We start from the raw sequence: 24,824 nt of genomic DNA on the forward strand, positions 1-24,824 counted from the left end.
GGCAGTGACGCAACCATGAGCAGCGACAGCCCCAAAGAACAGCAGGCCCAGCCGCGGCAAACCCAGCCGCAGCGGGCAGAGCAACAGCGACCAGAGCCACGCCCAGACGCGCAAGCACCGGCACGCCCCGGCCCACCTACAGCCACTCCCGGGCCCACTGCCAGACCCACCTCCGGCGCTGCAGCGCGCAACGAAGATCGCGCCGCTACCGCCTTGTTCGACGGCACCAGCGACTGGTGGGATCCCCAGGGGAGCTTGCGCACCCTCCACGACATCAACCCGACGCGCGTAGCGTGGATCGAGTCGCGCCTCGGGCTGCTGACGGGCAAACGCATCCTCGATGTCGGCGCCGGCGGCGGTATCCTCGCCGAGGCGCTGGCCGAGCGCGGCGCTACGGTGCTCGGCATCGACACCGCTCGTCAGGCCCTGCAAACGGCGAAGCTGCACGCCCTTGAGCGCGGCCTGAAAGGTGTTGAATATCGCTGCCTGACGGTCGAGGAACTCGCCGCCGAGGAGGGTAGCGAAGCGTCCTTCGATGCGGTCGTCTGCATGGAGCTGCTTGAGCATACCCCGCACCCCGACTCGGTCGTGGGCGCTTGCGCCGCCCTGCTGCGCCCTGGCGGCGATGCCTGCTTTGCGACCATCAACCGTACGCACAGCGCTTACCTGCAGATGATTCTCGGCGCCGAACACCTACTGCGGCTGCTGCCGAAGGGCACCCACTGCTACGCCGGCTTTGTACAGCCGGCCGAGTTGGCACGCTGGGGCCGCCGCAGCGGCCTAGAGTTAATGCAAGTGCGCGGCCTCGGTTACAACCCGCTGACTCGCCGGGCATCGCTCAAGGCTGATACGGCGGTGAACTATCTCGCGCACCTGCGCCGCCGGCCGGCCGAGCCGCCTTCAGAATCAGCCGAATTACCGTGAGCAAGGCGGACAAGGAGAGCGAGATGAGCGAGGCGGGGCATCGTCGACCGCCGAACCGTCCGGGCCGGCGCGGTGAGCCTGCCGGCACTGGCTTTGGCGGTCACGCCGGTAGCAGTGCTGCCGATGCCGCGGTCATCTTCGATCTCGACGGCACTTTAGTCGACACCGCCCCCGATCTCATCGCCTGCCTGAGCGAACTGCTGGCCGACGAGGGACGCTGCACCCCCCCCTACGCGGCACTCCGCAGCACGGTCTCGCACGGGGCGCGGGTCATGGTGCAGCAGGCCTTCAGCCTAGAGCGGGACGACCGGCGCAGCGCGCGCCTGGAAGAGGAACTGGTGCGTCGCTACCGGGCGCGCATCGCCGAGCGCAGCCGCCTCTTCCCCGGCATGGAGGCAGTCTTGGCCACGCTTGAGGCGAACGCGATCCCGTGGGGGGTGGTGACCAACAAACCGAGCGCGCTCACCACCCCGCTGCTCGAACAGCTAGCGCTCGACCAACGCGCCGCGGTCATCGTCAGCGGCGATACCCTGGCGCGTGCCAAACCCGACCCGTTGCCCATTCGGCACGCGGCGGCAACGATGGGCTGCCCGCCACAGGCGTGCCTAGCCGTCGGCGACGCCCGCCGCGACATCGAGGCCGCGGTAGGCGCCGGCGCCTTCGCCCTGGCCGCCCTTTTCGGCTACCTGCACGCCGGAGATCACCCTTGGCGCTGGGGGGCACACGGCCTGATCGCCTCCCCCCTCGATACACTCGATTGGTTGGAGCGGCTGACGCTACCGTTGCGAGGGTGAGCCAAGGAGGGGCAGCGGCTGAACGCTTTAAAGGCTCCCAAAGGTGCGCACAAGATCGACAACGCTCTAAAAGGGGCGCTAAAGGGGCAGACGGATCCGCACATCCCCGCCGCCGAGGAGACCACCAGAGGCCACTTGGAGGTCACCGCGTCGCCCGTGGCGACAGTGGGCCGAGGCGACGACGTCGCAAAAGTAGAGCCCAAGCTTGGTCTCCCCCCCCACGAAGCGCCCCGGACGCCGCCTCTCACTCGGGCTCTCACCTGGAACGGGTGCAGCATCACCGCGCCCTAGGGCAACGACCTCCGGCGGGAAACCGGGACCATCGTCCTGGACATGGAGTTCAAGCATCTCTTCGTGCACCGCAGCCGCTAGGCGCAACCGGGTGCGTGCAAAGCGCGAGGCATTGATGATCAGATTCTCCATGGCGCCTTCGAGCAAGAACCGATCAAAGTCGGCTACAAGTTGCGGATCGGCCTCAATCTCCATCTCCAGGCCTTTGCGCCGCAGCAACGGCTCGTGGCAGAGGAAGCAGTCTTCGAGAAAATCACGGACTTCGACCGGCGCCGTGTTCAGGCTGTACTGGTCGCGATCCATGCGGTAGAGCGTCAACAACTGCACCAAGACCTTATTGGCCTTCTTCGCCTCCTGGTTCAACTCGACGACCTGCTCTGAAGGACAGACCAACTCGCCCGTTTCACTTTGCAACGCGAAATCGAGCGTGTTGAGGATGTAACCGAGGGCATTCTTGATATCGTGAATACTCGAGGCGAGCAGCACGGAGAAGTCGATCTGCTGCGACCCACTCTGGTCGTGGAGCTGGGGGTCGGTGGAGTCGGTGCTGCAACGATCAACCCCGAGATTGGTCGGCGTCATCACTACCTCCGCAAGAGGCCCCAGCCTTGATGCCGGGGGGGATAGCGGCCACACGGCCGCCATTGCTCAAATACCGACCGGAGCACCGGCCGAGCGGACCCGGACCAGCCAACCTAGCCTGCTCCCAGAAGCCTGCCTCCAGGCGCCCGCCACCATCAAGCGGGAGGCGTCGAGCCGCTCCGCTCCTGAACCGCGGATCGCTCCAGGTGCTGTAGCACACCGGTCAAGCTCAGCAGTTTGGCGTTGTGCGGATCCTGCTGACGCACCCGCTCTAGACAGGCTCCTGCCTGCTCAAGGAGCTGGGCACCCGCTTGCTCATTGTGCCCCCCCTTTTTGGCCATCATCAAGTAAACCTGTGCCGCATTGAGGTTGACCGTCGTGTTGTGGCGCAACTCAGCGAGGACCTCTTCGAATAGCATCACCGCCTCTTTGAGCGCGCCACGCCGCGCCAACGCCACACCGTGGTTGTTCTTCTTTCGCACCTCTTCAGTGATCGCGCGGATCGCCTGGTCGCCCTCACTTGCCATGCCGGAGTCGGCAAAGATCGCCTGCGCCCGCAGCAGAATCTGCTCATCGTCGTGGTGGTTCCTCACAACCCCCTGAATGGCGCGCATCCCGAGCTCAGTATCACCTTGAGCCAACGCCTGCTGCCCGAGTTCCAGGGCGATGTGCGGCGCAACTGCACCACCGAGATCTTGATAGACATCACCGGCGCGCTGAAAGGCAGCCGCCGCCCGCTCTTCACGATTGAGCTGACGGTAGATGGTCGACTCAGACAAGGCGGCGTCGACCACCGCCTCCCCCTTCCCTCGCGTCTCTTTGCGCATCGCCCCCAGGGTCTGCTCGATCGCATCCTCGGGCGCTCCGAGCTGCACCTGCGCCTTAGCCAACTCGGCGTAGTCGGTGTGAGAGCGAAAGACCGACCCCTTACCTAGCGCCGCTGCCCGCTTGTAGGCGGCCTCAGCGGTCAGCGGATCGTCATTAGCGCACGCCAGAGCCCCGAGGCGCCGTTGCCGGATTACGGAGTTGGGCGAGATCTCCAACGCCTGCGCCACCACGGCCTGCGCCAACTCGGTATCGCCGCGCGCCGTCAACACCTCGGCCAATCCGTCGTAGGCCTCCATGTACGAAGGAAACTCGGCAATCGCCTGCTCAAACGCCGCCTCGGCCTGCGCTGATTCACCACGCGCCGCCGCCACCCGCCCCAGCCCACATAAGGCCCACGGCACGCGGTGGCGCTCCAGGGCATCGTGGCAAACCCGGGCAGCGGCATCGTACTGCTTCAGCTGCAAATGAAAATCGAGCTTCAGACGCATCAACTCATCAGGATTACCGGCCCGATTCGCTAGCCGCTGATCACAGAGCTCGACGGCCTTCTCGTAGGCTCCAAGACTGACCGCTTGATCGACGGGACGCAGCCCGTCGCGGCGCAGCATATGGCGCTCTAGGCGCTTGGCAAGCAGCGCCGGCGTAAAGGGCTTGGTCAGATAGTCATCGGGCTGGTGTTCGACAGCACCCATCACGCGATGGTGCATGCTCTCCGCAGTCACCATGATAAAAACGGTTGATAACCGGATCAGCCGCCGATGGCGAACCTCCTCTAACACCTGCTGCCCATCTTTACCGCGCCCCAGATTGTAGTCGCAAAGGACAATGTCGTAGTCACCCTGGGCAAGGGCGTCGATAGCCCGCTCACCGGTTGCCACATCGTCGATCTGACGCACCCCGGCCGTACGCAACATCTCGCGCAGTGTCTGACGCATATTCGCCATATCGTCGACCACCAGCGCGCTTTTCGTCGTGAAATCAATTTCACCCATATTGACCGATCTCCTCACCCGGGCAAGCGTCGTCGTCGGCACCCCAAAAGCGACCCGCGGGAACGCCCGCCTCTTGCGGCTCAGACACGCCCGCATCTTAACGCATAGCCCCCCACCCCTCGCCCTCGACTACTGCGGGTTATTTTCTAGTAAGATGCAGGGAATGACCACCGAGACCGATATCATGCAGCAACAGGCACCTTTACACGTTGTCATCACCGGGGCCAGCCGCGGCCTCGGGTTTGCCTTAGCCGCGGCCCACCTGAGCTACGGTGATCGAATTGCCATCTGCGCGCGCAATCCGGCCAACCTGGAGCGGGCGTGCGAACAGCTGCGGGCGGTCGCTGAAGCAGACGATCAGGTCATCGGTTTCCCGTGCGACGTCGGGTCTCCGCAGCAAGTGGCCAACTTCGCCGACTTCGTCAAGTGCCGCCTGGGACACGTCGATCGCTGGATCAACAACGCCGGAACCGCTGGGCGCCAAAAACGGCCACTGTGGGCACTCGCCAACGAGGATATCGCCGCCACCAACGCCACCAACCTCTCCAGCGTGTTACTCGGCTGCGCCGAAGCGGTGCGCCTGATGCGCTCGCAAGAGACGGCTCGCCAACCTCGTTACCACATCTTCAATCTCGGCTTCACCCGCTTCGGGGCCAACCACTCGCGCACCCCGGTCCCCCATAAGGCGAGCAAACTCGGCGTTGCTGCCGTCACCCGCTACCTCGCGCAAGAACTTAAAGAGCAGGGGGTGCACTCCATCGGTGTCCATGAGATCAGCCCCGGGCTCGTTAACACCGAGCTGCTCCTAACCGATACCACTCCAGCGGCCCAGACGATCATCGCACTCCTGGCTGAACCACCGGAACCGGTTGCAGCCACCCTTGTGCCACAAATCCGCAACATCCGTGGTGCAACCTCGACGCTCACCTATCGCTCGCAACTCGGCATGCTGCTGCGCGTTGCCCGCCATCTGCCGAGCCTTCTGGGCAAAAGATTGGATCGCTGACGGCTCAGAGGTCTCTTGCCGTGGTCACGCTACTGCGTCCCTTGTCTTCTTCGTCTTCTTCACCTCGGGAGCCCCCCAAGCGCCCTGCCGCCCTGGCGTCCAAGGAGAGTTGGACATTGGAACAGCGGGGCCGTCTACTCGAGGCCATCTACAGCGCGGCCATCGACCCTCGCGCTTGGGAGCGCCTGCTCAGCGAGATCGTTACGGCCGTGGCCGCTCGCTCGGCCCGCCTGTTGATCATGGATGAGAGCGCCTCGCGAGTCCGCAGCAGCTTCAAATTCAACATCGATGACGGGGATCACCAGGCCTACGTCGATCACTACGTCAACACCTGCCCGTGGCGCCCCGAGCTGCGCCTAAAGCCCCCAGGCCGACTCTACTCAACCTTCCTCGACTTCTCCTGCTCACAGCCGGATTTCTACCGCTGCGAATTCTTCAACGAGTGGGCGCGGCCGCAAGACATTCACCATGGGGCGTGCGGTACGCTCGTCCAGCACGCTGGCTACACCGTGCAACTGCTCGTACAACGAACCTGCGACCAGGGCCACTTCAGCGCTGCGGAGACGGCGCTCCTCTCCAGTCTTGCACCACACCTGCAGACGACCTTCACCTCACTCCTCGATCTGGAACACCGCGCCCAGCTCAACCGAATGATCGTAAGCGCCGTCGACCAGCAGCAGCGCCCCTTCGTACTCTTCGCCGAAGATGGCACCATCGCCTACTGCAGCCCCAGCGCCGCAACAATCGTACACAACCAACCACTTCTGAGCACGCGTGGTGGGCGCTTATACATCCTTGATCGAACACTCGATAGCCGCTTCCAGCGGGCACTCAGCGACTGCCTCAAGTGGCGCAGCGAGGGCGACGCCTTCGCCCTGCCGGCGATTGCTCACAACGTGCGCCCACTCCCTGCACGCACCGCACCGCAAGCACGCTTGTACGTCCAGCTCAGCGCGCTGCATCCGGATATCGGCCATCCGCTACTGGGTCAACGAGCCTTCGCCGCCGCCTACCTGTACGAGACAACAAGCGCGGTGAACCGACTGATTACGACACTGCAAGCGCGCTACAACCTCTCCAGTGCCGAGGCAGTCGTTGCGGCCACCTTCGCGCGTGAGGCCTCCCTGGAGCGGGTTGCTGAACACTGTCACATCACCCTGCACACCGTGCGTTCACACATCAAGGCGATCTATCGTAAAACCGACACCCGAAATCAGGCCGAGTTGATGCAGCGACTGCTCTGTGAGTCTTGAGCAGCCCCCCTTTTCTAGTTCACTCTACCCGCCTCTATGACAGGGCACGGAGAGGCAGCCATGGACTCCTACAGACAGCGCATCGGACTCATCCTCGGACCGCTCATCTTCCTGGTCGGGTGGCTACTCGGCCCGCCGGGGGGGTTGAGCGCGGGAGAGTGGGCCGTTGCGTTGGTCGCGATCCTGATGGCAACGTGGTGGATCAGCGAGGCGGTCCCCTTGGCAGCTACCGCTTTGGTGCCGATCGTCGCCTTCCCTGTGCTTGAGGTCATGGCTGTCGGCGACGTCACCCGAGCTTACGGCAACCATCTGATTTTTCTATTTTTAGGAGGCTTCCTGATCGCGGTCACGATGCAGCACTGGAACCTCCATCGGCGCATCGCCCTACACGTTATCCAGCTGATCGGGCCAGCCCCGCGGCGCATGATCCTCGGCTTCATGCTGGCGACCGCCGGGCTGTCGATGTGGATCAGCAACACCGCCACGGCGATGATGATGCTGCCCATCGCGCTGGCCGTACTCACACAGAGCCGCGAAGAGGCGCAGAACCACGGCCAGGAGTTGCCGCCCGGCTTTGGCATCGCGCTGATGCTCGGCATCGCCTACGCAGCCTCGATCGGCGGCATCGCCACGCTGATCGGCACCCCGCCGAATGCGGTGCTCGCCGGACAGCTGGAAGCGCTCTACGATATCCAGATCACCTTCGCAAGCTGGATGGCCTTTGGCCTGCCGATGTCCATCCTCTTTCTGGCCATCACTTGGCTCTATTTGGCCTACGGCAAACACTGTCGCGGCCTCGACAGCCTACCCGGAGGGCAGGCCCAAATCCGTGAAGAGCTCAGCGCCATGGGCAGTATCGGCACCGCCGAGCGCCGCGTCTTGATCGTCTTCGTTGCGGTTGCCGTAAGCTGGGTTGGGCGCGGTTTTCTACCCGACGGGGTGCTCGATCAAGTCGGCGATGCCAGCATCGCGATCGCCGGCGGCCTCGCCCTCTTCCTGCTGCCGTCCGGCGAACGCAAGGGCGAGCGCCTGCTCGACTGGGATACTGCTGCGAAGATCCCCTGGGATATCCTGCTGCTCTTTGGTGGCGGCTTTGCGCTCGCAGCCGGCTTCTCACAGACCGGGCTCTCTGCAACCCTGGCCGAAGCCCTGAGGGTGCTCGACGGCGTCTCCATCATCCTGATCATCGCCGCCTGTGTCGCCCTGGTGGTCTTTCTGACCGAGGTCACCTCGAATACCGCAACAGCAACAGTCTTCGTGCCGTTGATGGGGGCCTTGGCTATCGCAACAGGCTTCCACCCCTTAGTCCTCATGGCTGCAGTGGCAGTCGCCGCCTCGTGCGCCTTTATGCTCCCGGTGGCCACACCGCCGAATGCGGTCGTCTTCGGCAGCCGCGCTCTGAGCGTACCGGATATGGCGCGCGCCGGACTGACGCTTAACATCGTCACGATCGTATTAACAACGCTCTTTGTCTACCTGCTCCTACCGGTGGTGATGGGCATTGAGTTGACCGGGGCTGTGGAGGCTCCATAAAGCTCCCAGCGCGCTCCTAAGAGAGTGAGGCAGTAACCACCGATGAGCCACTGTTACTTCTCTGCAACCGCTTTGAGGGCGCGCAGCGCCCTCCGGCTTGTGTTGCCACTTGGGCTGTTGTTGGGCATCGGGTTGTTCACCTCGGCCTGTTCCGACGGTACAGCGCGCGCCGCCCCGACCGCCGAGTGCAGCGGCTCCCCGGCGGAGCTCTTCAGCGAAGCGCTGGAGGCGGCCCGCGCCGATCGTTGGCAGCGGGTCGCCCGCATTGAGCCTTGCCTCGGTGAGGCGCACCCGCTAACGGCCTACATCGACTTCCACCGCCTGCGCACCGCCTTGCCCGATATCGAACCGGCAGCCATTCATCGCTATCAGGCGCGCTACGACGACACCCCACTTCCCGACGTGATCGAGCGAGTTGCCATCGACCGCTACGCTCGCGCCGGTCGCCACCGCGCGCTGCTTGAGTTGCGCGATACTCCGCCGAGCCGTGTCCAATTGCGCTGCCAGTGGCTCTACGCGCAGTTCCGCGAGGGTGACCGCGAAGCGGCACTAAAAACCGCCTCAGAGCTGTGGTTTTGGGGGCGCTCACGGCCGGCGGCATGCGATCCGCTCTTCGATGCCGCACGCGCGGCGGGGCTTATCGATGCAGAGGCCATCTGGGAACGTCTACAGTTGTCGTTCCGCAGCAACGAGGCCGGCATGATGCGCTACTTGACTCGGCTGCTGGGTGAATACGAGGGGGCGCGGGCTCGCGCCCTAGAGCGCGGGGGGGTCTGGCTGCAACGCCTGCACAGCCGCCCTGAGCGCATCAATGAGGTGCCTAGCGAGTTGCCGCCAGCCATCCGCGATGCCCTCTTGGCCGCAGCACTCTACCGGATGGCCCACACCGATACCGCCGCCGCCCTTGAGCTCTACCAGGCGCACCAAGAGCAGGCGGAGCGGCTTGCCCCGGAAGTCCACTACGAACTGACCGATCGCCTGGCCTGGTATTCGGTGATCCGCGATATCTCGGCCAATCGCACCTGGCTCGATGCCTATCTGCACCACCGTGACGACGCCGAACTGCTCGAACACCGTATCCGCCGCGCCGTTATTGAGCAAGATTGGGCAGCGGTCTTGACCTGGATTGACCGGCTCCCAGCTGAGCAACAGGCCGCGGCCCGCTGGCAGTACTGGCGGGGACGCGCTTACGCACAGCTCGATGAGCCACAGCGCCGCGATTACGCCTTTCAGGCAGCCGCCGCCCAACGTCACTTCTGGGGGGCGCTAGCCGCCGCTCACCTCGGCATCGGCTACACGCCGCCTGGACTCAATCCACTGCCGGCGGAAAAGGCACCAGAGCCGTTGCCCCCGAGCGCTGCCCTGCGCCGCATTCAACTACTGATCGAGGCCGGTGAGTTTCGCCTCGCCGACGATGAGTGGTCGCTGCTGCTGCGCAACGCCAGTGACGCGACTGAGAAACGCCGACTCGCCGCCCAGGCCCACACTCACGGTTGGTACAGCCTAGCCATCCGGGCCGCCGCCACAGCGCGCGCCTTCGACGTATTGGAGTGGCGGTTCCCTTTCGCCTTTCGCGACGAGATCACGCGCGCCGCTGAGCGCTTCGACCTCGACCCCTACTTGCTGATGGCGATCGCCCGGCGAGAGTCGGCCTTCAATCCGCACGCTGTCTCTGGCGCCGGAGCAGCCGGACTGTTGCAGCTCATGCCAGCGACCGCACGGCAAGTCGCCGGCTGGACCGGCCACACCCCGCTGCAGCGCGACGACCTGTTCGAGCCGTCGCTCAACGCCCTGCTCGGCGCAGCCTACTTCGAGCACCTGCTCAAGCGCTTCGATGGCAACCCCATCCTCGCCTTAGCGGCGTACAACGCCGGATCGGGCCGTGTTAATCAGTGGCTCGCTAACGCCGACCTGCCCTTCGATGTCTGGATTGAGGCCGTACCTTTTCGCGAGACCCGCAACTACATCCAGTATGTGCTGATCTATCGTTTGCTCTTCGCTGAGCTCGGGGCACACCACAGCGAGGAGGAAAATCTTTCCGCTGAAGCGCTCGCACGCTTCGTCTGTCAACTTGCTACGCCGCTTCCCCACCCCGCTGGCCTACATGAGCGCTGCGAGTAGCCACCGCACCGATTTTGACCAACCGGTGCGAAAAAGCCCCATCCTTATGATAGAAAAAAAAAGGGGGGGGGAGAACGCTGCGCCCGAACGTGTAAAAAACCGGGCGAGACAAGAGAGCGCCCCTCCCAAGAGAAAGCGCCGCTGCCGAAACCGGCAGCGGCGCCGTACCTACTCGTTGCGACTACGATCCGCCGCTTAACGCCAGCGCTTGAGCACTGGGATAGCGCCCGCGATCAAGGCCAGAATCGCCAGCGTCACGAGCCAAGAGATATCAGCCGTTTCCATATGCACCTCCTTCGTCATCAGTATTCAGTGCATGTGCTACACGCAACCGCGCGCGCACGGTGGTGTCGTGTACATGCGCCGTTGGCGTATCCAGCATGCCAGATGCGAGGCCAGAGACCGACCAAGGCACCGACACACTATGCATGGTGACACGTTTGACACCGCAAGCGGTGTGCGGCATATGCGCCTACTCAACACCGTAGCGCCGATTTTTGCTACCACTCCCCCGAATGAGCGGTTATGCCGCACACCGGTCTAGCGCGGAATCGTGTCAACATGCTCCTGTGTCGGCGATGCTCATCTTGCCAGGCAAGAGCGGCCGGCATAGCCTATTGCTCGGTTTGGTCACCGTACAGACCTAAAGTAAGAACGAACCCAAGAGAAGGGGGTAGATTATGAACGAAGCAGTTTGGCTGATCTGGTTCATGGCGGCTTTGGCCCTCATCGGGGGCGCCCTCCCGATCTTTATCAAGTGGTGGCGCGATTACTGAGTGAGCGCCTAGACTGCGTGCGTCCCGACCGCTGCCGATCCAGGCGCCGGTCGGGGCTTGGTTTGCCTTCGCTTCCCCGGTCTCACGCCTGCCTTACCGATCTTACCGATCCTCACGCAGCTGCTCGTAAAGGCGGTTGAGCGCCTCCTGCGTCATATACTGCTCACGCAGTTCCGGCTGAGTGAACCCCTCTTCGGTGACTGCGGTCCGAGCCGCCACCTCGCTGATGATCGCCAGCACTTGCTCTTCGCCGAGCACCATCATCGTGCAGTATTGTTGCGAGCCGTCACGCAGAGTCAGGTAGGCGCTATGCGCCACCCGTGAGCCAGCAATCCGTTCATTGACGAGGCTGCGCGTAACCTGCTCAAAGAGCTCTCCACCCGGCACCTCCTCTTCACCAGTCTCTGTCAGCCGCCCGTATCCCTCGGCCATCGACTGGATCTGATTGCCGAGCGCAATACCAAGCTGTTGGCGTGCCTCCAAATTGGCCCGCCCACGATCGCGACCTAATGTGCCGGTCGCCGAAACACACGCCGAACTCGCCAGACCCTCGTCAGAACTTGGATTCATCACCCAGTGCGGATAACCCCGGGCGTCGATCGGTGACGCCTCACGACTCGGTGCATCAGCATCACGACCGGCACAACCGCCCAGCACCAAATTTACGCCCAGCGCGACCGCCATCCCGCAACAGGCAAGCAGTGTCGCACCGCGACGAGGCTGCCCGGCTCGTCTGTTCATCTCCATACTCGATCTCCCTTGCACGACCCGCTGGCCCACCGGATGCGATTCCTGATAGCCATTGTGCCCGCCTCGCTGGTAGTATTCCGATGAGTACTCGGGAGTTGACCCGCCCATGCACCGAGCTGGCCGCTACCAGCGATGATGATGAAATCGGTTACCGAAGTCTACGCCACATTCGCCTTCATTCTCGCGCTCGCCCTTTTCGTTCCTCCCGTCGCCTGCGCCTATACCGCATCAGCAGCGGGAGGCCCCCTTCATGGTGACTATAGCCAACACACCGGCCATGACGACGGCCACTCTGGTGCCTCCGGCGGTTATAGCAGCAATTATGGCGAGCCGGCCCCGCTGCGCGCGCGCGCGCCCCTTAGCCGAGACCGACTTGAGATCGCCCCTGGTGTCACGATCGATGAGACCGAGCACTGGGCTTTGATCGATCTGCGCGAACGCGCCATTGCCCTGATCCGGGGCGACCGAGTCGTTGAGCGGCTTGGCCCGGTCACCATCGGTCAACGCGGAGCGGCCGAAGTGCGCGAACGGGGAAGCCTGCAGAGCCCCCTCGGCGTCTTCCGGGTCATCGGCTTTAACCCGGAGAGCGAGTACCATATCTTTATCCACCTCTCTTACCCCGAGGTTGAACACATGCTGATCGGCTATCGGCGCGGCTGGGTCTCCGAGGCCACCTTGCAACGCTATCTGGCGGCGCGGCGTGCTGGCGAGATCCCGCTTCAGGATACGCCGCTCGGCGGCCAAATCGGCATCCACGGTACCGGCGCTGAGAGGCAGCGCCTCGCCCGTCACGCCCAGCAAATCGACTGGACCTACGGCTGCTATGCGGTCAGCGATGCGCAGATTGAGCGCATTGCCGACTTTCTTGAGGTCGGTGCCCCGGTCGTGGTAATCGACTGAAGAGAGAGACTGCGATGCCGGCCCCGCTTCGCCGTTGCACGTGCCGGAGCCGCTGCGCAGATCGAGTGATCTCGCGCAAAGCGTGGCACAGCCGCCCGCTTACATACTAACCTTGGTCCGATGATCCAAGACAACGACCCAAGACAAAGACAGGCTAATCCAGGGCGGGCTGATCCAAGACAGGCACTCTGGCTGATGACGATGGAGCTCTTTTCGTGATTATCGCTCAGGTCTTTTTGGCCTTTGCCTGCACAGCGATTCTGCTGCTGCTGTTTCGCCGGCCGGCTATCGAAGCAGGCCTAGTCGATCGTCCCTGTGCGCGCAAACGGCACGGCCGGGTGGTACCGCTTATCGGCGGTCTGTGCATCTTGTTCGGCTTCTTTATCGCGCTGCTACCCTCGGAGTTCGGGCTGCGCCCCTTCGAGGCCCTATTTACCAGCATGACGATGTTGCTCGTTGTGGGGGTCGTTGATGATCTCATCGATATCGAGGCGCGCATTAAACTGTTCTTTCAGGTCGCTGCAGCGCTGCTGATTACTCTGTGGGGAGGACTGCTGGTCAGTGATCTTGGCTGGTTGCTCGGACCGATGCTCCCGCTTGAGCTCGGCTGGCTGGCTCTACCGTTCACCGTTCTCTGCATCGTTGGGCTGATCAACGCCGTTAATATGTTCGACGGACTCGACGGCTTAGCCGGCGGCAGTGTAGCGATCGCCCTAGCTTGGCTCGCCCTCGCTGGCTTTCTCGGAGGCGGCGAGAAGTGGCCGATTCTGGCCCTGTTGCTCTGCGCAGCGATCTGCGCCTTTTTGGTCTTCAATGCGCGCAATCCCTGGCGACGCCGCGCTGCCTCATTCCTTGGCGACTCCGGCAGTATGATGCTCGGCGTTGCGCTGGCGTGGTTTGCCCTGGAGGCCGGCAGCGGCGCAACAGCTGTCCTCCCTCCGATCACGGTAGCGTGGATCCTCGCACTCCCCGTGCTTGATGCCTTGATCCTGTTCGGTCGCCGGCTGGTGCGTCGGCGCAGCCCTTTCAAGGCGGATCGTGAGCACCTGCACCACACGTTGACACGCGCCGGTCTTTCCCACGGTCAAATCGTTGCCTTGCTGCTGAGCGTTGGCGCCTTGTGGGGCGGCATTGGCTTTGCGGGGGCGTGGTTCGAGGTCCCCGAGAAGTGGCTAGCAACCGGTCTGCTCGCGGTCGCGTTGATGCACACCCTGATCCACGTCCGGGCCTGGCGCTTTGCCGCTTTTTTACGGCGCTACTCACGACGCAGCGGGGGGCGTTAGCCGGAGCCACACGGGCGTGGCCTCGCCACCGTAAGATGAGTATCATGCCCATTCGATCCTCGACATCGATGAAGACTCCCACATGGCCGAACAGCAACGCGATCAATACCCGCAGGTCCGTCCTCAGGATGCGCGCTTCCCGGAGGAGGCGACGACGGTACGCCACGACGATGAGATCAGCCTAGTCGACCTGTGGCTGGCCCTCGTCCGCCAGCGGCGCTGGCTTTTCGGGGTCGCCTTAGCCGTCTTCCTCGCCGGCAGCGGTTATGCGCTGACCCTGCCGAGCGCCCAGATTGAGTTCGAGACGCTGATTGAACGCAGCACCGCGGAGGACGAACCGCTCCGCAGCGCCGCGCGAGCTCGCGCCGAACTGGAGCATCTCATCATTCCTGAGCTGCGGCGCGCGCTGCGTGAGGCAGATCCCGACGGCCGACGTCCGCCTGAGGTCAAGATCTCGACCATCGAACAGACTGGCCTACTGCGCCTAAGCAGCACGACCCGGCCGGAGCGTCTAGAGCAGGTCCGGGGGTTGCACGAGGCGGTCTACGAGCACTTCGCCGAGAGCGAACAGGCCGTTTTCCAACGCACCCACAGCGAGCTGGAACGCGACCTGAAGCGCGCCCAGAACGAGCTTGCAGAACTCGCCGAGCGCTACGCCGAGCAGCGCGAATTGCTGCGTCAGCAGCTCGCCGACACGCAGAAATCTCTGCAAGACCTGCTTACCGAACGCGGCCAGCTGCTGTCACAGCGTGATGCGCTACGCGAGGAGGAGGCCGACCCCGGTACGGAGGCCGCAACGCTGGCCCAACGGCAGCGCGATCTACAGCGTGACTTGCGTGAAAATCGCGAGGAACGCGAGACCCAGCGAGCCGATCTGCGCGGTCTGGAGCGCGATTTGCACGAACTCCACAAACAGCAACGCAGTGGAGAGCGCGAGCTGACGGCACTCATCGACCGGTTGGAGGATCGTCTCGACCGTTTCGAGGAGGCCAGCCTGATCGATCTGGCCACTGAGGGTGAGACGGAAGGCAGCCGTCGCAACCTCATTATCGCACTCTCTGCCGTGCTCGGCCTGATGCTCGGCCTCTTCGCTGCCTTCTTCCGCCAGTTCCTCGAACACGTCAGGGAGGTCACGGGATCGACATCAGCGACCTCCCCGGAAACGTAATCCGGGGGCCGACGGCCACACTGCACAAGGGAGCGATATCATCGTGACGGAGAAGAATACAATCAGCGCCGACTACACCGCGGCACCCGGCTCCTTTCGTGGGCGCGTTGTCCTGGTGACTGGCGCCGCCGGCGGCATCGGCAATGCAGTTTGCCGACAGCTGGCAGCCGCCGGCGCGACGCTCGTTCTACTTGATAAGGAGATTAAGCCGCTGGAGCGGCTGTATGACCGGATCATTGAGGCCGGCGACCCGGAGCCGGCGATCTACCCGATGAACCTTGAGGGGGCGAGCTTCGATCACTTCCCTGAGGTCGGACAGCGGATCCACGCCGAACTCGGCCGGCTCGATGCCCTACTCCACGCCGCCGCGGCCCTCGGTAAGCCGGCACCGCTTGAGCTCTACGATGTCGAGGCGTGGTACCGGACCCTCCAGGTCAATCTTAACGCCCCCTTCATGCTCACACGCGCCTGCCTGCCGCTGCTGCGCCAGGCCGATCAGAGCGCGGTGCTCTTTACCTCCGATCACGGCGGGCGCTACGGAGCCCCTTACGGCGGCGCCTACGCCGTTGCCAACGCCGGCATCGAGGGGATGATGCGCGTCCTCGCTGCCGAGATGGCCGACACCACTACGGTTCGCGTCAACAGCCTCGATCCCGGCGTGGTTGGCACCGCGCTGCGCGCCCAAGCCTTCCCGTTCGAAAATCCATTCGAACTGAGACGCCCCGAACAGGTTGCCGGGGCCTTTGTACGGCTGCTCGGCCCAGACGGACGCGAGTTCCACGGCCAGGCCTTGACCATCGCCGAGCATTGAGCCGTTGCCTCACCCCGCCGCAGCAGCACCGGCGACGCGACTAGAACACTAGAATAAGGAACTAGCGAGCCGGTGACCGGCGGCGGCGCGGCGCGGGACGACGACGGCGCTTCGCCGTCGCGGATGGGCTAGCCGCGGGGGCACGCTGGCGCGCCGGCGGCTCAAGGCCAACGTGCCGGTAGAGCTCCACCAGTTGCGTCTGATCGAGCTCGCGCAGCCGGCCCTGGCGCAGATCGCGCGGCATCACAATCGGCCCATAACGCACCCGAATCAGCCGACTGACGGTCACCCCCTGTGACTCCCACAACCGCCGCACCTCGCGTTTACGGCCTTCGCTGACAATGACGTGGAACCAAGCGTTCGCCGACTCTTGCGGATCATCCAGCGGCATACCCGACTCGATCACGTCGAAGTGCGCCGGACCGTCTTCTAGCTCCACCCCATCGACTAAAACCTGCACCATCTCCTCGGTCACCGCGCCGCGAATTCGGCAGGCGTATTCGCGTTCGACTCCACTTGAGGGATGCATTAGGGCATTCGCCAGCTCGCCATCGGTGGTAAAGAGCAACAAGCCCTGACTGTTGATATCGAGCCGCCCCACCGCAATCCATCGCCCCAGGGTGCGCGGCAGCTTGTGAAAGACCGTCTTCCGGCCCTCGGGATCGGAGCGGGTTGTGATCTCCCCTTCCGGCTTGTTGTAAAGCAAGACGCGAGCCGGGGGTTGCCGATGCACCCGCTGTACCAAGCGCCCGTCGAGCTCAACTGGATCGCGCGGACCGACCCGATCGCCGAGACGCGCCGTACGCCCCGCGACTTGCACCCGTCCAGCGGCAATCGCCGCCTCCATCTCACGCCGCGAGCCGAGGCCCGCCCGTGCCAAGACCTTTTGCAGCTTCTCACCAGCTGCACCAGCGGAGCCGCATTGCTGCTCATCACCCTCACTGCTCATCGGATTCCCCTTCAATCTCCGCTGTCCAATCGGTCAACTCGGTCAACTCGGTTAACTCGGTCAACGCAGGCAACTCACTGCGATTATTCAGGCCAAAGTGGGCAAGGAAGGCGTCGGTGGTCGCATAGAGCGCCGGGCGTCCCGGCACATCCCGCCGACCCACAACCCGTATCCACTCCTGCTCTTCCAGCGTGCGAATGATCGAAGTGCTCACGGCCACCCCGCGCACCTGCTCGATCTCTCCGCGGGTGATCGGTTGCCGGTAAGCGATCAGCGCTAAGGTCTCAAGCAGCGCCCGTGAGTAACGGGCCGGACGCGCCTCCCACAGTCGAGAGATCCACGGCGCCAATTCGGCGCGAACCTGAATACGATACCCACCGGCGACCTGTCGCAGTTCGATGCCGCGCTGTGCATAGTCTTCAGCCAGGGTGGCCAGCGCCGTCTCAATCGCTTCACGCGACGGCACCTCACTATCACTCTCGGCCGCCGAGCGCGCGAAGAGCCGTTGTAACCGCTCAATGCTCAACGGCTGCCCATAGGCCAACAGAGCCGCCTCTACGATATCCTTGATTGTCGGCATCCTGATCTCTCGCCTCGCCGTAGGATCGCAGCACGCCGCTCAGCGAGCACGAACATAGATCGGAGCAAAGAGTTCAGCCTGGGTCAGCTCGACCAGCGACTCGCGCACCAGCTCGAGAAGCGCCAAGAAGGTGACCACCACGCCACTGCGCCCCTCGTGGGCAGTAAGCAGCTCCTCAAGACCGACGTAACGTCCGTGCCCGAGGCGTTCGAGCATATCACTCATGCGCTGGCGAATGCTGATCGCCTCCCGTGACACCCGATGGTGCTCGTGAAAACGAGCCCGATGTAACACGCCGCGGAGGGCTGCCAACAGGTCTGCCACCCCGACTTCGGGCACCGGTGTCGCCGGCTGACACGCCGGCGCATCGACTGTAGCGACGAAGAAATCGCGCCCCCAGCGCGGCAATTGATCGAGCTCGGCGGCGGCTCGCTTGAACCGCTCGTACTCCTGCAGACGCCGAACCAGCTCCGCCCGCGGATCCTCCACTTCCTCCTCGGCAGCAGCTAACGCAGGACGCGGCAGCAGCATCCGCGATTTGATCTCGGCTAGCATCGCTGCCATCACTAGGTATTCAGCGGCGAGTTCCAGCCGCAGCTCCTGCATCAAATCGACATACTCGATGTACTGCCGGGTGACCTCGGCGATGGGGATATCGAGGATATCGAGGTTTTGGCGGCGAATCAGGTAGAGTAGCAGATCGAGCGGCCCTTCAAAGGTCTCCAAAAAGACCTCAAGGGCATCGGGCGGTATGTAGAGATCCTCCGGCCATTGACAGAGGTAGTGATCACCAACCCGGGCTAGTGAATCGCCCTCGCTGCCCGGCGGCGGCGCCAACGATCCGTCGTTCCTTGCCGCCGCGGCCTCAAAATCGGCGCTCTGCTGCTCGCTTACCGCGATCACCGATACTCCAACCCCATCGCGCTGCGCACCTCAGAGAGCGTCGCCCGCGCCTGTTCCCGGGCACGCTCACAGCCATCGACAAGCACCGCTCGGACGTGCTCTGGATCCGCCTCGTACGCTTGCGCGCGCTCGCGAATCGGTGCCAACTCCGCCTCGACTCCAGCGATGACGTGGCGTTTGCACTCCAGACAGCCGATCCCAGCACTACGACACCCCTCCTCGACCCAGGCGCGGGTCTCCTCATCGGAGTAGACCTGATGAAGAGACCACACCGGACAGTTCCGCGGATCCCCCGGATCGTTGCGGCGCACCCGTGCTGGATCGGTCGGCATCGTACGGATCTTACGCTCGACCTCTTCGGGGGGTTCGCGCAAACCGATCGTATTCTGATACGACTTCGACATCTTGCGCCCGTCGAGCCCCGGCATCTTCGCCGTCGGGGTCAGCAACACATCGGGCTCGGGCAACAGCTCGCGGCTGGAGCCATCCAGATAGCCGAAGAGCCGCTCACGGTCGGCCACGGTGATATTCGGCTGACCATCGAGCAAGGCGTGGGCCACTTCTAGCGCCTCTCGATCACCGTCTTGCTGATAGCGTCGCCGCAGTTGATGGTAGAGACGGGCGTTCTTCTTACCCATCTTGCGCGCCGCCTCCTGCGCCTTCTCTTCGAAGTCGGGCTCGACCCCATAGAGGTGGTTAAAGCGGCGGGCGATTTCGCGCGTCAATTCAAGGTGGGCCACCTGATCCTCGCCAACCGGAACCTCGGTCGCCTTGTAGATCAGCACATCGGCCGACTGCAGCAGCGGGTACCCCAAAAAGCCGTACGTCGCCAAGTCGCGATCACGCAGTTGCTCCTGCTGATCTTTATAGGTCGGCACGCGCTCTAGCCATCCCAACGGGGTAATCATCGAGAGCAGCAGATGCAGTTCGGCGTGCTCAGGCACGCGCGACTGGATAAAGAGGCAAGCGAGCTTGGGATTGATACCGCAAGCAAGCCAGTCGATGATCATCTCCCAGACGTGCTCACCGACTACGCCGGGGGTCTCGTAGTGTGTCGTTAAGGCGTGCCAGTCGGCGACGAAGAAAAAACAATCATATTCGTTCTGCAAACGCACCCAGTTCTTGAGCACCCCGTGATAGTGCCCCAGGTGCAGACGCCCGGTCGGGCGCATGCCCGACAGGACACGCCCAGGTTGGGTATTGAGGTTAACCAACACGTTCTCCTTGATCGCTGCTGCAGGGGGTGGGCAACTTCCTGAGCGCTCTGGAGCGATTCAGGAGCCACTCAGGGAGCGCCGCCCAAACCGGCCACCCCCAGAACCGCCCAGGGGTGACCACTCAGAGCCGCTCAGGCACTCTCAAAGACGCTGGTATCACCGACCCCGGTGCGAACGACCTCAGCCGCCTCGCCGGTCAAGTCGATGACGCTGCTCGGTCCCCCGCCTGTAGCACCGCCAGCGATCACCGCATCGATGCGTTTGCCAATACGCTCGCAGATCTCGTACGGATCATCGAGCGGCTGCGACTCACCAGGCAGCTGCAGCGTCACGCTCATCAACGGCTCGGTCAGTGTCTCGGTCAAGGCACGGGCGACCGGGTGATCCGGCACGCGGATGCCAATCGTCTTGCGCTTAGGGTGTTGCAGGCGGCGCGGCACCTCACTGGTCGCCCGCAGGATAAAGGTGTAGGGCCCCGGGGTGTGGGACTTGAGCAGACGATAAGCGTAGTTTTCCATCTTGGCGTAGGTGCCGATATCTTTGAGATCCTTACAGGCAACGGTAAAATTGTGATCATCCGGGAGGCGCCGTATTTCGCGAATACGATCGAGGGCCGCCTTCTCGCCCATGCGGCAACCAAGCGCATAACTGGAATCTGTCGGGTAGGCGATGACTCCGCCCGCAATGAGGATGTCGACAGCCTGCTTGATCAGGCGTGGCTGCGGTGTCTCCGGGTGAACCTCGAAGTACTGAGCCATAATTCCCCTCTCTTCCGTTAACGCCCCCACAACGTGGGGCCCGTCCTCATTGTACTAACCATCCGAGAGGCATTGCCACGAAGCGTTGCCGTAGCCATACACGAGCATTGCCTCAACTACGGCTCACAGCCCATGGCTAAACAAAGGCCAAAGCCATACACCGGACCCGGTTCGCTCTCACACCGGGCAGACTACAGCAAAAACTGTGATAGCCTCTTGGCCGCAATAACGCCTCGCAAGGGCCTATACCGTTCAACGAATACGATCCCTAAGGCACTCAAGCAAGGCACTCAAGCAAGACACTCAGACAAGCAACCCGACACACGAGGTCACCCCATGTGGTACGCCATCATTAGTCACGACGTAGAGCAGAGCCTGCCGCTAAGACAGCAGGCACGCCCAGACCATCTAGCACGACTTGAGCAGCTCCGAGAGGAGGGCCGACTGCTGCTCGCCGGACCCTGCCCTGCGGTGGATAGCGAAGATCCAGGGGAGGCTGGCTTCCTAGGCAGTTTGGTAGTCGCCGAGTTCGACTCCCTCGCGGCCGCGCAAGCATGGGCTGAGGCCGACCCGTATGTAACCGCTGGAGTCTATAAGGGCGTCGAGGTCCGCCCCTTCAAGGCCCTGCTTCCCTAACCCCACCGACAAAGCAGCGGCGGTTCGCCATACCGCTAAGAAAAACGGGGGCGCAGCAGCCGCCCCCGCTTCATCACTGCCTCTCCTTGCTCTGCCTACTGCGCAGGAGGCGTCAGACCGTCGCTATTGCGCTTCCAGACCTCGTAGTTAAGCGCCGAGGCAAAGCTCGCCCACGCCAGGTAGAGCAGGAAGAGCAACCCAGCCAACCAGTCGATTGCGACGAAGACCCCGGTCGTCAACAGGACCGAGACCCACATGAGGCAAATCACCACCAGCGCCGTAAAGATCTGCTGCAGACCGAAGAAGATCGGCGTCCACAGGGTGTTCAGCGCCAATTGCAGCGCCCACAGCGCCAACGCCAGCGGCACGATCTCAGCGCCCGACATCCCGACGCGCCACGCAGCGATGGCCATCGCTGGATACATAATGGCCCAGCCTAGTGGAAAGACCCAGTTCGGCGGGGTCCAATCGGGTTTATTCAAGCGCTCATACCACGGCCCCGGTCCAAAAAAGTGACCGGTCGCCGCAGCAACTCCGCAGGCAGATAAAAAAACCAAGAAAACCAGTAAGCTCACGTCAATCACTCCTCCACTGCTTGGGTGCATCGGCCGTGGGGTATTGTTGCACTTCGCACCCCCTCTGCCCAGCACTTTTGGCGACCCAAATCGTCCACCTGCACGTCATCCTTTCTAGCTGCCCTCTCCCCCCCCTGTTCCCCAGCACACGTTAGGGGCTAGGATAGAGGGAGGATCTAGTCCATTTGCATACGAGGCACCGCTCATGGAAATTGCCGGTGAATCGCACCGCGGCTATACCCGCTCACGCAACGAAGACCGCATCGACTGGGATCGGCGTGCCGGGGTCGTTGTCCTAGCCGACGGCCTCGGTGGCCTCCCGTTTGGGTGTGAGGCCGCCCGCCTGGCCGTCGATACCGTGATCCATATCGCGCGCGCGCACCACGGCGCCGATCACACTTGGCTCGAATCGGGCGGCGACCCCGCCGATCTAATCCAACTCGCCAACCGCGCGGTCCTCTCTTACACCGAGCGCGACCGCCGCTACGAGGGCATGGGCACGACTCTTGCCCTACTCTGCGCTGCCCCCGACGAGATCGCCGTGGCCCACGTCGGCGATTCGCGCATCTATCGGCTACGCGGACAACAACTCGAACGCTTAACGCGCGACCACACCCCCGTACAACGCGCTCTGGAGGCCGGCGAAATCAGCGTCGAGGCGGCGCGCTACGCCCCGGAACGCAACATGCTTGAGCGCGCACTCGGCGCGGTCACGCGCGCTGAGCCCGACGTGACGCACTTACCGCGGAGCACTGACGATCTCTTTCTGCTGTGCTCCGACGGCCTCAGCGGACACGTCGACGATGAGACGATTCGTCAAATCCTCATCGACCATGCGCAGAGTCCACTACAGGAGCGCTGTCACAAACTAATCGAAGCCGCCCTAGAGCACAGCGGAGAGGACAACGTCTCAGTCATTCTTGTGCGCTGCTGAGCGGAGCCGGGCGCGGGTCTTGAACGCGCGCGCCTTCAGCGGCGCTTGCGCCGCTTCGCCTTGGTAATCTTGGCGTGCCGAATCATCCGCTGACGTCGCCGTTGCTGTCGCTCAGTCAGCGGATTGGGGCGGTCCGCAAATGGGTTCTCGCTCGCCCGGTATTCAATCCGCACAGGCGTGCCGTGGAGTTCGAAGGCATTGCGAAAGTGGCGCTCTAGATAGCGCGTGTAGGCAGGCGGTAAGCGATCGACCTGATTGCCGTGGATGATGATCCGTGGCGGCTGATGCCCCCCTTGGTGCGCGTAGCGCGGCTTAATCCGGCGCCCACGAGAGTGCGGCGGTTGGTGTGCGGCGAGCGCTCGGTGGAGCGCTTCGTTCAGAGCCGACGTGGTCAGGCTGCGGGTCGCGGCCTGATGCGCACGTACAACAGAGTCGAGCAATAAACCGACCCCACTACCGTGCAGCGCCGAGACAAAGTGCTGGCGAGCGAAATCGAGAAAGACTAAGCGCCGTTCCAGGTCGCGTTTGACCTTGCGTCGCTGGTCAACTTCGAGTCCGTCCCACTTGTTGATCACCAACACCATCGCCCGTCCAGCCTCCAGTGTATGGCCCGCCAAGTGGGCATCCTGCTCGGTCACCCCTTCCTGCGCGTCGATCACCAGCAGCACCACAGAGGCTCGCTCTATCGCCTCCAGGCTTTTAACAACACTGAACTTTTCGACCATCTCATGAACCCGGGCCCGGCGCCTTACGCCGGCGGTATCGATGAGCGTGTAGTGGCGTCCGTCACGCTCGAAAGGGATCGCGATGCTGTCGCGGGTAGTCCCGGGCTCATCGTAGACCACCACCCGCTCCTCGCCGAGAAGGCGATTGATCAACGTCGATTTGCCAACATTCGGGCGCCCAAGAACGGCTACCGCGATACTTGAGTCGGCCTCAGGTGCAACAGCATCGGCTCCCTCGCCCTGCTCCTCACCACCGGCTGCACCATCAAGAACATCACCAAGGGCATCACCAAGAGCATCACCGGGGACGACATGTGAAACACGTCTATCCGATTGATTTTCATCAGATTCAGGAAGAGGGGGCGTCTCAAGATCACGGCCACAGGCGGCAAAGAGGCCGGAGAGCAAAGGCTCAACACCGCGCCCGCGATTGGCGGCAATGGCGTAGATCGGCGCCAAACCGAGGCGGTGAAACTCGGCACAGGCCAGATGACGGCTAGCACCGTCGCTCTTGTTGACAGCCAATACGATCGACCGCCCTGCAGCACGCAACTCCGCTGCAATCTGCTCATCGCCAGCGGTCAGCCCCGCTTGCGCATCGACCAACAGCACAACCACATCGGCCTCGGCGATAGCGATACGAGCCTGCTGGTGCATCACCTGTCCGGGGCCAGTACACTCTTCCCCCATCCCCCCGGTATCGATCACGATCGCGCTGACACCCCGGTAGCGGAGCACTCCGTATTGACGATCTCGCGTTAGCCCGGGGTAGTTCGCCACCAGGGCGTCACGCGTGCGGGTGAGGCGATTGAACAGGGTCGACTTGCCGACGTTAGGCCGACCGACTAAAGCGATAACTGGGCGCATGAGACTCTGCTCAACTGAGTGGTTAGGAATCACCGCACCGACGCAGCCGAGCTCGTGAGCCAGCACGCCGATAGCGCTCCACTATACAAAAAAGCGGCCCAGCGGACGGACCGCCAGACCGCTCTTCGGGCCTTACCCCGCTACCGAGAGCGCGACTCAAGCCCGCCCCCTCCCCGCTTGTGCTTCTTGCAGGTACCAGCGGGCCGGGGCAGGCTCTATATCATGGCGTCGATCTCACTGCCGCCAGTATCGAACGCACCGTCGAGGTCGCCATCGGCGCCGTAGGTCGCGGCACCCTCATCGCCGCTCTGACCGGCGAAGGCATCATCACCGACCTCGCCGCCCGCCGCGACCGACGAGAGTTCGACGGTATCGCCAGCCCCGCCATCACCACCGAACTCGGAGCCACCGACCTCGCCCGTCTCCGCTCCAGCGAACGGATCGTCGTCGAGCCTATCATTGGAAGACGGCGGCGGCATCCCCGCAGCACCTGCACTTCCACCGATTCCTCCGACTGCAACCATACAACCTCCCTCAGCGCTTAGCTTTCGCTAGCTCGTGCATGCATCGTATCGCGTTGCCGTAGCAATGCGCGCCGCGGGCTCTCTCTGCTCTGGTCATCCATAACCGACCGGCCATCCATCGCCGGCCTTACCAAATACTCAAAG

23 protein-coding genes are annotated in these 24,824 nt (G+C 63.3%); 12 read left to right on the top strand and 11 right to left on the bottom strand.

What is annotated here, in order from left to right; genetic code table 11:
* Window positions 1-15: 15 nt before the first annotated feature.
* Complete coding sequence (gene ubiG, locus CKO15_RS04340; RefSeq protein WP_200192880.1) at window positions 16-924, top strand: bifunctional 2-polyprenyl-6-hydroxyphenol methylase/3-demethylubiquinol 3-O-methyltransferase UbiG; 909 nt, start codon at window positions 16-18, stop codon at window positions 922-924.
* Window positions 925-947: 23 nt separating this feature from the next.
* A complete protein-coding gene (locus CKO15_RS04345; protein ID WP_200192882.1) occupies window positions 948-1,718 on the top strand; it encodes an HAD-IA family hydrolase in 771 nt (256 codons plus the stop codon).
* A 78-nt stretch (window positions 1,719-1,796) separates the two neighbouring features.
* On the opposite strand, the gene CKO15_RS04350 is transcribed toward CKO15_RS04345, so the two are convergent.
* Together CKO15_RS04350 and CKO15_RS04355 are read right to left on the bottom strand one after the other, a co-directional pair.
* Window positions 1,797-2,591 carry a sensor histidine kinase gene (locus tag CKO15_RS04350; RefSeq protein WP_200192884.1) on the bottom strand — a complete coding sequence of 265 codons (795 nt, stop codon included), beginning with the start codon at window positions 2,589-2,591 and terminating at the stop codon, window positions 1,797-1,799.
* 155 nt (window positions 2,592-2,746) lie between these two features.
* The gene (locus CKO15_RS04355) at window positions 2,747-4,411 is read right to left on the bottom strand and encodes a response regulator (RefSeq protein ID WP_200192886.1); all 1,665 of its coding nucleotides are present in this window, start codon (window positions 4,409-4,411) and stop codon (window positions 2,747-2,749) included.
* Between the two features lie 163 nt (window positions 4,412-4,574).
* Between CKO15_RS04355 and CKO15_RS04360 the strand changes: the two genes are divergently transcribed.
* The 4 genes from CKO15_RS04360 (at window position 4,575) to CKO15_RS04375 (ending at window position 10,324) form a co-directional block, all read left to right on the top strand.
* Entirely contained in the window at window positions 4,575-5,417 is an 843-nt protein-coding gene (locus tag CKO15_RS04360) for an SDR family oxidoreductase (protein WP_200192888.1), read from the top strand.
* A 116-nt stretch (window positions 5,418-5,533) separates the two neighbouring features.
* Window positions 5,534-6,670, top strand: a complete 1,137-nt coding sequence (locus CKO15_RS04365) for a helix-turn-helix transcriptional regulator (protein ID WP_200192890.1) — start codon at window positions 5,534-5,536, stop codon at window positions 6,668-6,670.
* A gap of 60 nt (window positions 6,671-6,730) precedes the next feature.
* Entirely contained in the window at window positions 6,731-8,203 is a 1,473-nt protein-coding gene (locus CKO15_RS04370) for an SLC13 family permease (protein WP_200192892.1), read from the top strand.
* Between the two features lie 42 nt (window positions 8,204-8,245).
* Window positions 8,246-10,324, top strand: coding sequence for a transglycosylase SLT domain-containing protein (locus CKO15_RS04375; protein ID WP_200192894.1), 2,079 nt, complete (start codon window positions 8,246-8,248; stop codon window positions 10,322-10,324).
* Window positions 10,325-11,202: 878 nt separating this feature from the next.
* Here the strand turns inward: CKO15_RS04375 and CKO15_RS04380 are convergent.
* Complete coding sequence (locus CKO15_RS04380; protein WP_200192897.1) at window positions 11,203-11,847, bottom strand: hypothetical protein; 645 nt, start codon at window positions 11,845-11,847, stop codon at window positions 11,203-11,205.
* Window positions 11,848-11,982: 135 nt separating this feature from the next.
* On the opposite strand from CKO15_RS04380, the gene CKO15_RS04385 reads away from it, so the two are divergent.
* From CKO15_RS04385 to CKO15_RS04400, 4 genes are all read left to right on the top strand, one after another.
* Complete coding sequence (locus CKO15_RS04385) at window positions 11,983-12,750, top strand: L,D-transpeptidase family protein (protein ID WP_200192899.1); 768 nt, start codon at window positions 11,983-11,985, stop codon at window positions 12,748-12,750.
* A 215-nt stretch (window positions 12,751-12,965) separates the two neighbouring features.
* Window positions 12,966-14,033 carry an MraY family glycosyltransferase gene (locus tag CKO15_RS04390; RefSeq protein ID WP_200192901.1) on the top strand — a complete coding sequence of 356 codons (1,068 nt, stop codon included), beginning with the start codon at window positions 12,966-12,968 and terminating at the stop codon, window positions 14,031-14,033.
* An 82-nt stretch (window positions 14,034-14,115) separates the two neighbouring features.
* On the top strand, window positions 14,116-15,201 hold the full coding sequence (locus tag CKO15_RS04395; RefSeq protein ID WP_200192903.1) for a hypothetical protein: 1,086 nt from the start codon (window positions 14,116-14,118) through the stop codon (window positions 15,199-15,201).
* A gap of 43 nt (window positions 15,202-15,244) precedes the next feature.
* Window positions 15,245-16,012 (top strand): SDR family NAD(P)-dependent oxidoreductase, encoded by a 768-nt coding sequence (locus CKO15_RS04400; protein ID WP_200192905.1) that lies wholly within the window; start codon window positions 15,245-15,247, stop codon window positions 16,010-16,012.
* A 61-nt stretch (window positions 16,013-16,073) separates the two neighbouring features.
* Here CKO15_RS04400 and rluB read toward each other — a convergent pair whose 3' ends face one another.
* The 5 genes from rluB to CKO15_RS04425 form a co-directional block, all read right to left on the bottom strand.
* Window positions 16,074-16,961, bottom strand: coding sequence for a 23S rRNA pseudouridine(2605) synthase RluB (rluB, locus tag CKO15_RS04405; RefSeq protein ID WP_200192907.1), 888 nt, complete (start codon window positions 16,959-16,961; stop codon window positions 16,074-16,076).
* Entirely contained in the window at window positions 16,951-17,541 is a 591-nt protein-coding gene (gene scpB / locus CKO15_RS04410; protein ID WP_200192909.1) for an SMC-Scp complex subunit ScpB, read from the bottom strand. The genes rluB and scpB overlap by 11 nt, the downstream gene beginning before the upstream one ends.
* A gap of 39 nt (window positions 17,542-17,580) precedes the next feature.
* Complete coding sequence (locus CKO15_RS04415) at window positions 17,581-18,378, bottom strand: segregation and condensation protein A (protein ID WP_200192937.1); 798 nt, start codon at window positions 18,376-18,378, stop codon at window positions 17,581-17,583.
* Window positions 18,379-18,440: 62 nt separating this feature from the next.
* Complete coding sequence (locus tag CKO15_RS04420) at window positions 18,441-19,658, bottom strand: tryptophan--tRNA ligase (protein WP_200192911.1); 1,218 nt, start codon at window positions 19,656-19,658, stop codon at window positions 18,441-18,443.
* 134 nt (window positions 19,659-19,792) lie between these two features.
* On the bottom strand, window positions 19,793-20,419 hold the full coding sequence (locus tag CKO15_RS04425) for an L-threonylcarbamoyladenylate synthase (protein ID WP_200192913.1): 627 nt from the start codon (window positions 20,417-20,419) through the stop codon (window positions 19,793-19,795).
* Window positions 20,420-20,755: 336 nt separating this feature from the next.
* Here CKO15_RS04425 and CKO15_RS04430 point away from each other — a divergent pair, with 336 nt between their 5' ends.
* Window positions 20,756-21,055, top strand: a complete 300-nt coding sequence (locus CKO15_RS04430) for a YciI family protein (protein ID WP_200192915.1) — start codon at window positions 20,756-20,758, stop codon at window positions 21,053-21,055.
* Window positions 21,056-21,150: 95 nt separating this feature from the next.
* On the opposite strand, the gene tspO is transcribed toward CKO15_RS04430, so the two are convergent.
* Window positions 21,151-21,630 carry a tryptophan-rich sensory protein TspO gene (gene tspO, locus CKO15_RS04435; RefSeq protein ID WP_200192917.1) on the bottom strand — a complete coding sequence of 160 codons (480 nt, stop codon included), beginning with the start codon at window positions 21,628-21,630 and terminating at the stop codon, window positions 21,151-21,153.
* Between the two features lie 205 nt (window positions 21,631-21,835).
* Between tspO and CKO15_RS04440 the strand changes: the two genes are divergently transcribed.
* Complete coding sequence (locus tag CKO15_RS04440; protein ID WP_200192919.1) at window positions 21,836-22,564, top strand: PP2C family protein-serine/threonine phosphatase; 729 nt, start codon at window positions 21,836-21,838, stop codon at window positions 22,562-22,564.
* A 35-nt stretch (window positions 22,565-22,599) separates the two neighbouring features.
* On the opposite strand, the gene der is transcribed toward CKO15_RS04440, so the two are convergent.
* Together der and CKO15_RS04450 are read right to left on the bottom strand one after the other, a co-directional pair.
* A complete protein-coding gene (gene der, locus CKO15_RS04445) occupies window positions 22,600-24,156 on the bottom strand; it encodes a ribosome biogenesis GTPase Der (RefSeq protein ID WP_200192921.1) in 1,557 nt (518 codons plus the stop codon).
* A gap of 215 nt (window positions 24,157-24,371) precedes the next feature.
* Entirely contained in the window at window positions 24,372-24,680 is a 309-nt protein-coding gene (locus tag CKO15_RS04450; RefSeq protein WP_200192923.1) for a hypothetical protein, read from the bottom strand.
* Between the last annotated feature and the right edge of the window lie 144 nt (window positions 24,681-24,824).

This window comes from Halorhodospira abdelmalekii (assembly GCF_016583625.1).
Lineage (GTDB): Bacteria > Pseudomonadota > Gammaproteobacteria > Nitrococcales > Halorhodospiraceae > Halorhodospira > Halorhodospira abdelmalekii.

Excerpts from the sequence above, each read along its gene's own strand:
- der (WP_200192921.1), bottom strand. The coding sequence starts at position 24,156 with ATGCGCCCAGTTATCGCTTTAGTCGGTCGGCCTAACGTCGGCAAGTCG.
- CKO15_RS04360 (WP_200192888.1), top strand. The coding sequence starts at position 4,575 with ATGACCACCGAGACCGATATCATGCAGCAACAGGCACCTTTACACGTT.
- CKO15_RS04350 (WP_200192884.1), bottom strand. The coding sequence starts at position 2,591 with ATGACGCCGACCAATCTCGGGGTTGATCGTTGCAGCACCGACTCCACC.
- CKO15_RS04395 (WP_200192903.1), top strand. The coding sequence starts at position 14,116 with ATGGCCGAACAGCAACGCGATCAATACCCGCAGGTCCGTCCTCAGGAT.
- rluB (WP_200192907.1), bottom strand. The coding sequence starts at position 16,961 with ATGAGCAGTGAGGGTGATGAGCAGCAATGCGGCTCCGCTGGTGCAGCT.
- CKO15_RS04355 (WP_200192886.1), bottom strand. The coding sequence starts at position 4,411 with ATGGGTGAAATTGATTTCACGACGAAAAGCGCGCTGGTGGTCGACGAT.
- CKO15_RS04375 (WP_200192894.1), top strand. The coding sequence starts at position 8,246 with ATGAGCCACTGTTACTTCTCTGCAACCGCTTTGAGGGCGCGCAGCGCC.
- ubiG (WP_200192880.1), top strand. The coding sequence starts at position 16 with ATGAGCAGCGACAGCCCCAAAGAACAGCAGGCCCAGCCGCGGCAAACC.
- CKO15_RS04440 (WP_200192919.1), top strand. The coding sequence starts at position 21,836 with ATGGAAATTGCCGGTGAATCGCACCGCGGCTATACCCGCTCACGCAAC.
- CKO15_RS04430 (WP_200192915.1), top strand. The coding sequence starts at position 20,756 with ATGTGGTACGCCATCATTAGTCACGACGTAGAGCAGAGCCTGCCGCTA.
- CKO15_RS04370 (WP_200192892.1), top strand. The coding sequence starts at position 6,731 with ATGGACTCCTACAGACAGCGCATCGGACTCATCCTCGGACCGCTCATC.
- CKO15_RS04345 (WP_200192882.1), top strand. The coding sequence starts at position 948 with ATGAGCGAGGCGGGGCATCGTCGACCGCCGAACCGTCCGGGCCGGCGC.
- scpB (WP_200192909.1), bottom strand. The coding sequence starts at position 17,541 with ATGCCGACAATCAAGGATATCGTAGAGGCGGCTCTGTTGGCCTATGGG.
- CKO15_RS04385 (WP_200192899.1), top strand. The coding sequence starts at position 11,983 with ATGATGATGAAATCGGTTACCGAAGTCTACGCCACATTCGCCTTCATT.
- CKO15_RS04450 (WP_200192923.1), bottom strand. The coding sequence starts at position 24,680 with ATGGTTGCAGTCGGAGGAATCGGTGGAAGTGCAGGTGCTGCGGGGATG.
- CKO15_RS04425 (WP_200192913.1), bottom strand. The coding sequence starts at position 20,419 with ATGGCTCAGTACTTCGAGGTTCACCCGGAGACACCGCAGCCACGCCTG.
- CKO15_RS04380 (WP_200192897.1), bottom strand. The coding sequence starts at position 11,847 with ATGGAGATGAACAGACGAGCCGGGCAGCCTCGTCGCGGTGCGACACTG.